At 34.2% G+C, this 9143-nt stretch carries 12 protein-coding genes; all 12 read left to right on the forward strand.

Annotated elements, in window-relative coordinates:
• Nucleotides 1–46 precede the first annotated feature (46 nt).
• Nucleotides 47–484, forward strand: a complete 438-nt coding sequence (locus tag GOQ27_RS12045) for a hypothetical protein (RefSeq protein ID WP_203367122.1) — start codon at nucleotides 47–49, stop codon at nucleotides 482–484.
• Between the two features lie 444 nt (nucleotides 485–928).
• Nucleotides 929–2062 carry an alpha/beta hydrolase gene (locus tag GOQ27_RS12050; protein WP_203367123.1) on the forward strand — a complete coding sequence of 378 codons (1134 nt, stop codon included), beginning with the start codon at nucleotides 929–931 and terminating at the stop codon, nucleotides 2060–2062.
• Between the two features lie 5 nt (nucleotides 2063–2067).
• Nucleotides 2068–2757, forward strand: a complete 690-nt coding sequence (locus GOQ27_RS12055; RefSeq protein ID WP_203367124.1) for a TetR/AcrR family transcriptional regulator — start codon at nucleotides 2068–2070, stop codon at nucleotides 2755–2757.
• 5 nt (nucleotides 2758–2762) lie between these two features.
• On the forward strand, nucleotides 2763–2951 hold the full coding sequence (locus GOQ27_RS12060) for a hypothetical protein (RefSeq protein ID WP_203367125.1): 189 nt from the start codon (nucleotides 2763–2765) through the stop codon (nucleotides 2949–2951).
• A 606-nt stretch (nucleotides 2952–3557) separates the two neighbouring features.
• Nucleotides 3558–3992 carry a type IV toxin-antitoxin system AbiEi family antitoxin domain-containing protein gene (locus tag GOQ27_RS12065; protein ID WP_203367126.1) on the forward strand — a complete coding sequence of 145 codons (435 nt, stop codon included), beginning with the start codon at nucleotides 3558–3560 and terminating at the stop codon, nucleotides 3990–3992.
• Nucleotides 3993–4041: 49 nt separating this feature from the next.
• The gene (locus GOQ27_RS17200; protein WP_252187832.1) at nucleotides 4042–4167 is read left to right on the forward strand and encodes a hypothetical protein; all 126 of its coding nucleotides are present in this window, start codon (nucleotides 4042–4044) and stop codon (nucleotides 4165–4167) included.
• A gap of 218 nt (nucleotides 4168–4385) precedes the next feature.
• Nucleotides 4386–5372 (forward strand): NHL repeat-containing protein, encoded by a 987-nt coding sequence (locus GOQ27_RS12075; protein WP_203367127.1) that lies wholly within the window; start codon nucleotides 4386–4388, stop codon nucleotides 5370–5372.
• A 279-nt stretch (nucleotides 5373–5651) separates the two neighbouring features.
• The gene (locus GOQ27_RS12080; RefSeq protein ID WP_203367128.1) at nucleotides 5652–6698 is read left to right on the forward strand and encodes a hypothetical protein; all 1047 of its coding nucleotides are present in this window, start codon (nucleotides 5652–5654) and stop codon (nucleotides 6696–6698) included.
• Nucleotides 6699–7259: 561 nt separating this feature from the next.
• Complete coding sequence (locus tag GOQ27_RS12085; RefSeq protein ID WP_203367129.1) at nucleotides 7260–7532, forward strand: hypothetical protein; 273 nt, start codon at nucleotides 7260–7262, stop codon at nucleotides 7530–7532.
• Nucleotides 7533–7772: 240 nt separating this feature from the next.
• Nucleotides 7773–8078 carry a DUF3784 domain-containing protein gene (locus GOQ27_RS12090; protein ID WP_203367130.1) on the forward strand — a complete coding sequence of 102 codons (306 nt, stop codon included), beginning with the start codon at nucleotides 7773–7775 and terminating at the stop codon, nucleotides 8076–8078.
• 247 nt (nucleotides 8079–8325) lie between these two features.
• Nucleotides 8326–8736 (forward strand): DUF4145 domain-containing protein, encoded by a 411-nt coding sequence (locus tag GOQ27_RS12095; RefSeq protein WP_203367131.1) that lies wholly within the window; start codon nucleotides 8326–8328, stop codon nucleotides 8734–8736.
• A gap of 146 nt (nucleotides 8737–8882) precedes the next feature.
• Nucleotides 8883–9143, forward strand: a 261-nt coding sequence (locus GOQ27_RS12100) for an LD-carboxypeptidase (protein WP_203367132.1), incomplete at its 3' end; no start/stop codon positions are given.

The raw sequence follows: 9143 nt of genomic DNA on the forward strand, positions 1-9143 counted from the left end.
ATAATTCACTAGTTAATTTGATGCAAGATGAGAAAGGAGCTAAAAAATGAGCACATATCACGGTCCAGTAACACAAAAACCCATCAGTGAACTCGCTAAATACTTAAAGAACTTGATACCGGCGAATATCCCCGAGACTTATGAGCTGAAACCCATGTTTGAAAACGTTGCAAGTGAAGAAGATATACGAAATGGCATTATTGCCTTCAGGGATTTTTTATATTTATTTTGTGACCACCTCATCTCAGACGGGCATTTATATTTCAAGCTGAAAAAGAATCCGAGGAATGGGACAGACTATCCGTTTTTATATAGGATTACAGACCTATTATCTGACATAGGTTATCATAGTAAGCTGTCTGAAAGCGGAGATTCATTATTGATAACTGAAATACCGTCATTTACCACTTCAATCGATGAGAAAGGGAATAAAAAGAGGGCTAAGAACCCTGTTTCAAAGCTTATCGTATTTTGCGTTTTTTAGCTCTCTGTGGTTTTATTTTTACTGTCTAATTAAGTGTAACCTATCCTAACATCTAAATTTGACATCATTCTTCACCTCATATTTTCTTCTATGACTTTATCTTCTATGATTTATAATTAATAAGTTACATAAAAAATATAAGAACTATGAATTTATTAAGTGATTAGTCTAACAGACTTCTGTAGCTGTTTTGATACGTTCGAAATGATGTAAAGGATTTATTGCAATCTATATAGTGGTTTACTCTACTCTAATATATCATTAAAAATATGACAATAGTATGTCATATTCACTCATTAATATTTTTATTTACATTACATGACTTGAGTTTTCTAGTTAATTTTCCACTCCAATGGTATGGGGCATGAAGTTACTTATTGACTTTACAACATACTACTAGTATAATTATACCATTGGTATGTTTCTTGAAAGGAAGTGAAAGTAATGACATTTGAATTTCCAATTGGATACCATGATTTTCACGAAAATAATCTATTAAATTTTCAGATGAACCGTTGGTATACAACCGGATTCTTAAGCTACACTGAATTAGAGGAAGCCTCTAAAAGTATTCATAGTTTCGAGGATTCGAAAAAAACATTTAAAGAGTTAGGTGAAAAAGCTATTAAAAATGATAATTGGCTGACTGGTGCCACCTATCTTCGTGCTGCTGAATTCTTCTCGTTGGGTAATGATCCAGAAAAAAAGCTCTTATATACTGCATGTATTGAAGCCTATAGTAAAGCCTATAGGGATGAGCCCATTATCTATGAAAAAGTTCCTTATGATGAGGGATACTTACCTGTCATGCGTCTTATGACGGATAAACCCAGTAAAGGATTCATTCTACTACATGGAGGATATGATTCTTTTATACAAGAACTTTATCCATTTTGCAAAACCTTTGTTGCTAAGGGATATGATGTTATCATGTTTGAAGGCCCCGGCCAAGGCGGTGCCCTTAATGAATATGGTCTAACCTTAACACATGAATGGGAAAAGCCTGTTTCTAAGATTCTTGATTACTATGCCATAAATGATGTAACCTTAATTGGAATATCATTAGGTGGTTATCTTGCAGCTCGAGCGGCTGCATACGAGAAAAGGATTGGGCGTGTGGTTCTCTATGATATTATCTATGATTTTTACAAAGCTTTTATAAGCAAATTCCCTAAGACCTTACAGCTTATGATTGGATTCTTCATGTTCTTTGAAAAAAGTGCCTTTTGGAAAAAAGCAGAAAAAAAGGTATCTGATAATCTTTTTCTTCACTGGCTAATTTTACAAGGGTATCATGTGTATGGTGTTCATTCTATTCATCACTATATAAAATCCATGAAAAAATACCATACTAAAAAAATATCCAAATACATTATTCAAGATACCCTTCTCCTAGCAGGTGAAGATGATATCTATACACATTTTTTCGAAAAACAGAAAAATGCTCTTGTTCAAGCAAAGTCTGTGTCAGGAAGAATCTTTACAAAAAGTGAGTCGGCTTCTCATCATTGTCAAGTAGGCAATGTTCAGCTTGCTTTGGATTATATATTAGAATGGATTGAGAGTAAAAGGAGGTGATGAACATGTGGATAGCCAAAAAAGGTGATGAGCGTAAGAAAGAATTTCTCGAAACGGCTGTTGAAATCTTTAAGACAAAAGGATATGGAAAAACATCCATCAACGATATTTTAAAACAAATGAATATTACCAAAGGAGCCTTTTACTATTATTTTGAATCAAAAGAAGCACTCCTTCATGAAATCGTCAATCAACTGACAGAGAAAATGCAAACAGTGGTTAAAGATATTGCCAACAGAAATGATTTATCTGCAGTATCTAAACTGGAGCATATTTTTAATGCAACTCATCAATTGAGAGAAGAAAATCAATCAGCTTATTATCCGTTATATGCATTACAGAAACGGGATGAAAATGCATTTATAGCTCGAAAGTTTATGCAAAAATCCCTATCAATTAACAAACAATTTATTGAACTGATCATCACTCAAGGAATACAAGAGGGTTCATTTAAAACATCTAATGCTACAGAAACAGCCGAATTATATATACGTTTGACCTCCCTTTGCAAAGAAAAAATAGCAGATATCATATCCGATTCATCATACTTATCTGGCCATAAAACACTCTATAAGAAAGCGGAAGATCTGATTACTTTTTATCAAGAAGCCCTTGAAAGGATTCTTGGTGCTGAAAAGGGAACGCTGAATTTCTTGAATAAAACAAAAGAGTACATATCAGGAATGATTTCATAGCTCATGTGAAAGTTATGCCAGAGATCGTCCCATTGATGATAGGAATATGGCTGGTTATTTCTGTGACGGAAGTGGCGACTGTTGAAATATCGGTTAGTTTGGTAAGGCGAATGAATAAGAGAAGTGAAGATATTTGTATCGATACAAATCGATATACTATAATAAAAGAGAAAAAGAGAAGAGCTATGAGATAAAAACACGATTCGGTTGGTAGTCTGAATGCAGACTATATTCTGTCAGTAACCTGCCCTCCTGGGGTTGTCCATTCTCTGTTATAAAGCTTTATAAACAGGAGGAATAAAAATGAATAACTCAACTTTCCCAGCAGAAATCAGCGAATAAAGCCTTGATAAATGTGGCTTGTTGATTAATCCATTGCTGAGTTTGACATTTTACAGTTTCTGTTGTCACTGACTTGATTCCATCAGCAAGGTCGACAACTAAGCTCATCAAATTTTGAAGAGCTGTTATTAAATCCATTGCATTACCTGAATGCAGAAGAGCAGAGACCGTTGAAGATATTCGAACCTTTTTAAAAGAGAAAAAAGAAATTTCATATTTTGAATAGAAGGAAAATAGAGGAAGATACAATGGACGATAGATTAAAACTTAGTGAACAAGTGGCAATGTTAAACTATTTAAAAAACAAGAAGTTAATTTAGCAATTGAGTATGACAAGATCAAGCTATTTATAAAGAAGAAATATAAAATCGGTATTTATGCGATGGAGTAAAACCCAATTTACAAAAATACTTAAATGAAGGACAATATAAGTATATTTGTAACGGGAGGTGATGGTTATGAATTACCTAGAAAAAATTGAAGAATTGATTAAACGACAAAATGGCACGATTTTAAGTGCAGATCTTGATAAACACGGTATACCAAGGAAATATCTTCAAAGATTGATTTTTGAAGGTAAGTTAGAAAGATGTGACCGTGGCGTATATGTAGCTATTGATGCTATTGAAGATGAAATGTTTGCTATGCAAAAAAAGTATTCGAAATTAATTTACTCCCACGAGACAGTTCTTTTTATGCATGATTTATCAGATCGTACACTATTCGAGTATTCGGCTACGGTTCCGAGTGGATACAAGGTTGTTTCAAATGTTGCAGATAGATTTAAAATTTACTATGTAAAAAAAGAATTACATGAGCTTGGCGTTGCATCAGTTAAAAGCTCATTCGGTAACCAGATTAAAGTTTATAATATTGAAAGAACGATTTCTTGAGCGTCTTTCCAAGTCGGCCTATAAGGATAAGTTTATTTTAAAAGGTGGCATGTTGATTGTGGCACTTGTAGGAATAGACAATAGAGCAACTATGGATATAGATGCAACTATCAAGAACTATCCAATTGATAATGAATCAATTGCCAAAGCAATTAGAGAAATCTGCAACATTTAATAGATGATGATGTAACTTTTACATTTAATAGTGTTGATGCGATTAGGGATGATGATGCCTATGGTGGTTATCGAGTGAGTATTGTTTCAGAATATGATACCATTATTACACCAGTACGACGATCTTGTAACATAGCATTTGCAGACAGTCCACAAAAAGCGTGTGGACCGTCACAATATACTAGAAACGTTATGAAAAATCTGATTTGAGGTGGTTTAATGAAATGGGTAGTAGATAAAGTAATTAATTTTAGTCAAGAAAAATCATGGGGAAAGGGATTTGCACATCTTGGTTTTCATGATTATTTTGGAAAGCAATATGTTTTGGATTATGATAATCATTGGATAGGATGTTTTGGAGAGAATAGAGAATTGGAATGGACATTAGGTTCTTTTCAAAGATACAACAGCAAATATCATATAAAAGCTGAGATACAAAAGCCAGTTTTCTTAGCTGGAAATAGAAAAGACGAATTATTAGTTTCAAGTAGTGGTAATAAACGAGTATATAAGATAGTACCTGAGCAAAGATCTACTTCAGTACTAATAGATGGAGAAGAGTTTGGGATGAAGGATATTGGGAATTGTTTATATGATCATAACGGTAATATATGGATTAATGAGATTACTGGTTGTAAGGTATGGCAATTTAGTTCCGATGGAGAAGTTATAAGATGTATTGGTAATAGTAAGCCAGGGTTTCAAAAAGAGAATATTTCTTTTGATTTGGCACAATTTAATTGGGTTTATGACCTAAAGTGTGGCCCAGATGGAAATATATACGTTTTGGATAGTAAGAATTATTCAGTGCGTATGATAGATTTGAAATCACAGACAGTTAAATTAGTGGTAGGTACAGGAGAATGTGGCTATAAAGGTGATGGTGACATTGCAACAAAGGCAAGATTGGGAGGAAATCCACACGCTGAGTTTGATGGACCTTGGTCATTAGCATTAGATGAAGAAGGAAATATATATATTGGAGATACTCAAAACTATGTTGTAAGAATGGTTGAAAAAAGGAGTAATATTATTTCAACTATTGCTGGTAAAACCAGTATAGAAAAGGGAAAACGAAATAGTGAAATGGAAGAAAATCCATTGAAGTTAAACTTACCATTAATCTGTAGTATGGATTATTATGATAACAGACTATATATACCAGAATGGGAAGGAGATCTAGTAGTCCTTAGGAAAAAACTCTAAAGGACTGCGTATAACATAGCATTTGCAACAGTCCACAAAAACTATGTGGACCGTCGCAAGACACTAGAAACGTTATGTGTAATCCCTAAAGGTAATGTAGACTATTAACATAAAAATAAATAAAAAAGAAATAGAAAATCCCAAATTAAAAACGAATTAGATAAATCATATAAGTTCTATCACGTGACACATGAATTATTCATATACAATCAGATAAATAGGAATTTGCAAATTGGTTTTAGAGATATAAGGCAAAGTAAATTACAAGGGGTGAAACACATGAGAAAAACGCTTCAGGATGTGGCAAGCTATTTGAAGGAAATTATGGTGCCCGAAACGCACGAAGCATATGCGATTAATCCTGCATATACAAATGTTTCAGTTGAAGAGAGCATACGTGAGGGCGTTCTGGCGTTCAGAGCCTTTTTGGTTCGGCTTTACGATGTTTTATACACCAAAGGCGATGCCTATGATAATAGCAAAAAAGTTGCTCATGAATATGAAAACCGCACCACGCTTTCGGTGTATTATCCGTTCCTGCACAATGTAAGCACCATACTAATGAACATAGGTTATCATGGCATGCCAGTTGAAAACGCTCAATCTCTCGCCTGTGTAAATACCGTATTCAATGCAAAGTTGTCTGTTACCAAAAACCTTGAATGCCTTCGGTTTCTGGCGGATTGCGGTATTTGCATTGACGGCATAGATATAAATAAAAAAAGGCAAAACTTGTCAGACATCAAAACCATAAAGATTACATATCCAGATAACCCCACTATGCTGACAGGCCTGAAGGTCATGGCAATCGCCGAAATAGACCATGGCACCCTCGTCAACCAGAATGTTTTTTTGCGCTGTGATTACAGGGTATTGAAAAAGGATGAAACCGATGTGCTTTCCATCGTGCAGGATACGATAAAGCCTTTATCCGCAGATGTGCAGGATTTCATTCTGCAACTGCATCAGCGCTATCTGAATAAAGGACTTACCTGCGTTGTGGAAGTAAAAGGGTTTCATATCTATATGAAGTATCGTTATAAACGGAAAGATTTATGGGGAATTAACGCTTCCCTCAACAACGGCTATCATATCAATGTGAAATCGACAAAGACGCACGAATACGCTGACACCATCAAAACGTTTCCTCCAATTTTGCAGGAACTGATTGCAAAGGGATATGGATGCGGCAGAAAAAGAGAAATCGGTCATTGTGATGGCGGTTGTCGTGGACTTCCCATATCGTTGGATGATTCTGTTTTAGATATACGATATGACATTGAAACATGGTTTGATCAAGAATTGTCATGTTTGCAAAAGAAATAAACATTTTATTCATTGCGCTTTTCAAGCATAATCATGACAAATTTAAATTTGTAGTTAAGATGATGAATAATGTTAAGTTGAGTTATTTTGTATTCTTTATAAAATGAAACATAAAACACAAAAAAGGTGATGTGGATATAGTAGATTTGATGACACGGGACAGCAGATAACATAGTGTTTATGCAGGGGTGCCGGGGGCAAGATCAGTAACCTTAATCCTAGAGCATAGGGAAGCCCGTCAGGCACCACATCCCTTCACCGGGAGCGGAGCTTCGCCAAGACGGTCTACCTTTAGGACGTTGTAAACACAGAGACGTTATCTAAAATTGCGAGGAATTGTTTCGGTCTAGATATAAATGATAATAGTAAGCATATGATTAGTATGGAGGTATTATGCCTAGAAAAAAAGCTAAGAGAAAGAAAAAAATGACGTTAAAGAGAAAACAAAGATTATAAGTAGCAAGGAATTGGATTAAGAAATATGAAGGTAAAAATTATGTTAAGGGTTATAGAAAGAGATTCAATGTAGATATTTTATGTGCAGTTAAAGAACTTGAGATATTGGGATATGAAATTGATCCTGAATATAAGGAACAATTGAAGCGAACTGTAGAAGCTAGACAAAAGGCAAGAGAAGCAAAGAAAAAGAAAAGAGAAGAAGAGGAAGAAATGCTAAATTATATAGATTCTGATGAAACATTCAGTTTTATTGCAGGATATACTTCTGGAGGAGCTCCATATGGAGTTACTTGGGAACAGTATGATAGTGAAAGAGATAATGATGATTTAGAAGATGAAAAAAGTGAATATGATGAGTATGAAATACCATTTTAGATTATTGAGTTTAAATATATTTGGCTTAGACAGTTTCTTATAATGAAGAAAAGGAATTCAAACAGCGGGTCAAATCCGCAACTTCAGATAACATGGTAGTTAATACATTTTATAAAAAGCGTGTGAAACACCTTAACTACCAAAACCGTTATAGGAAATCAGACGTTATTTGTGAGTAGTATTTTAAAATAAGTAAGTATTACATATTAAACACTTATGTTAATAAGGGAGGTATAATATATGAGTCATTTAATTTTAGCGATAGTTTTATTTATATTTGGTTATTTAATAAAATATAAACAATGGAGTTTTCTTATATCAGGATTTAACATTTCTTCTAAAGAAAAAAAAGAAAAATATGATGAAACTGCTTTGTGTAATGCTGTAGGAAAATTATTATTCATTCTTGGCGGAATTTTAATAATATCTTCATTTGGATTATTATTTGAAATATCCTGGATTACAAGTTTCAGTTGGATTTTATTTATCGTAATAAGTGTTCTCTTTATTATTTACTCTAACACTGGAAACCGATATAAAAAATAATTAATTACTGAAGTAATTTCATTTTATAAAGTATTAGTTTGACAGATAGTACGTAAGTCATCTGAATTCAGATAACAATATATTGCCGAATCCGTTATCGCTGCACCTAAATCCAGGTGCCTAAGATAAGAGCTATCTAAGCCCTGGACTTCGGCAATACGGATACGTTATACACCATAAAACTATCAGAGTATGATTAATAGTTTTTATTATGTTTGATTTACCTTTTTTAAAAGAAAAAAAGAATTTGGGGTCTCGTGGGGAGGAGTTGCCATTACCTGAATTCAACTTATCGTCGGATATTCCTAAAGAAATTGCTAATGCCTTTAGTGAAGCAACAACTGCATTATTAGCGAATTGCCCTAGGGCTTCTGCCGTCATGGCACGAAGAATTCTTGAGGCAATTGCAGTTGATAAAGGAGAAACCTCAGGGTCCTTGGCACAAAGGTTAGCAAATTTAAGTAGTACAGTAATTATACATCCAACCCTCACTGAGTGGACAAAAGAGGTTAGGTTGATTGGAAACCAAGGGGCACATTTTGATCTAATTAATAATATCAGCAAAAAAGATGCTCAACAACTTCTGAACTTTATTCGTGAATTATTAAAGTTTAGATATGAGTTACCAGCAGAATTAAATCGTCGTCGTAATCCATAGGGGGGGTTACGACGTATAACAAGCCATTCCAACAATGGTGCTGGTGGGTACGTGTCTAGGAAAGGGCAGAGCACCACACCTTTTCACTGGGTGCAAGTACCGCCAAGTAGCATTCATTTGGGGTCCAGCTCAAAGACTTCGGCAATGTGAAACGTTATGTGACATATGTTAGAGCGAAAAAATATCTAGAAAATAAGGGATACAAAATAGTTGAGGGAAACCTTACTAGAAGATCAGATTACTATCGTTCAGCTTCAATAAAAGAAAGAGTAGAGGAGATAAATGATCTAATTCGAAACCCTAGTATTAAATGCATTATGGTAACAATTGGAGGGATGAAATCCAATTCACTTTTACCTTATATAGATTATGAATCTTTTATTCAAAACCCCAAAATAGTAATTGGG

It is taken from the genome of Anaeromonas frigoriresistens (genome assembly GCF_016820655.1).
Classification (GTDB): domain Bacteria; phylum Bacillota; class Clostridia; order Tissierellales; family SIT17; genus Anaeromonas; species Anaeromonas frigoriresistens.

Excerpts from the sequence above, each read along its gene's own strand:
- GOQ27_RS12045 (WP_203367122.1), top strand. The coding sequence starts at position 47 with ATGAGCACATATCACGGTCCAGTAACACAAAAACCCATCAGTGAACTC.
- GOQ27_RS12050 (WP_203367123.1), top strand. The coding sequence starts at position 929 with ATGACATTTGAATTTCCAATTGGATACCATGATTTTCACGAAAATAAT.
- GOQ27_RS12055 (WP_203367124.1), top strand. The coding sequence starts at position 2,068 with ATGTGGATAGCCAAAAAAGGTGATGAGCGTAAGAAAGAATTTCTCGAA.
- GOQ27_RS12065 (WP_203367126.1), top strand. The coding sequence starts at position 3,558 with ATGAATTACCTAGAAAAAATTGAAGAATTGATTAAACGACAAAATGGC.
- GOQ27_RS17200 (WP_252187832.1), top strand. The coding sequence starts at position 4,042 with ATGTTGATTGTGGCACTTGTAGGAATAGACAATAGAGCAACTATGGAT.
- GOQ27_RS12075 (WP_203367127.1), top strand. The coding sequence starts at position 4,386 with ATGAAATGGGTAGTAGATAAAGTAATTAATTTTAGTCAAGAAAAATCA.
- GOQ27_RS12080 (WP_203367128.1), top strand. The coding sequence starts at position 5,652 with ATGAGAAAAACGCTTCAGGATGTGGCAAGCTATTTGAAGGAAATTATG.
- GOQ27_RS12090 (WP_203367130.1), top strand. The coding sequence starts at position 7,773 with ATGAGTCATTTAATTTTAGCGATAGTTTTATTTATATTTGGTTATTTA.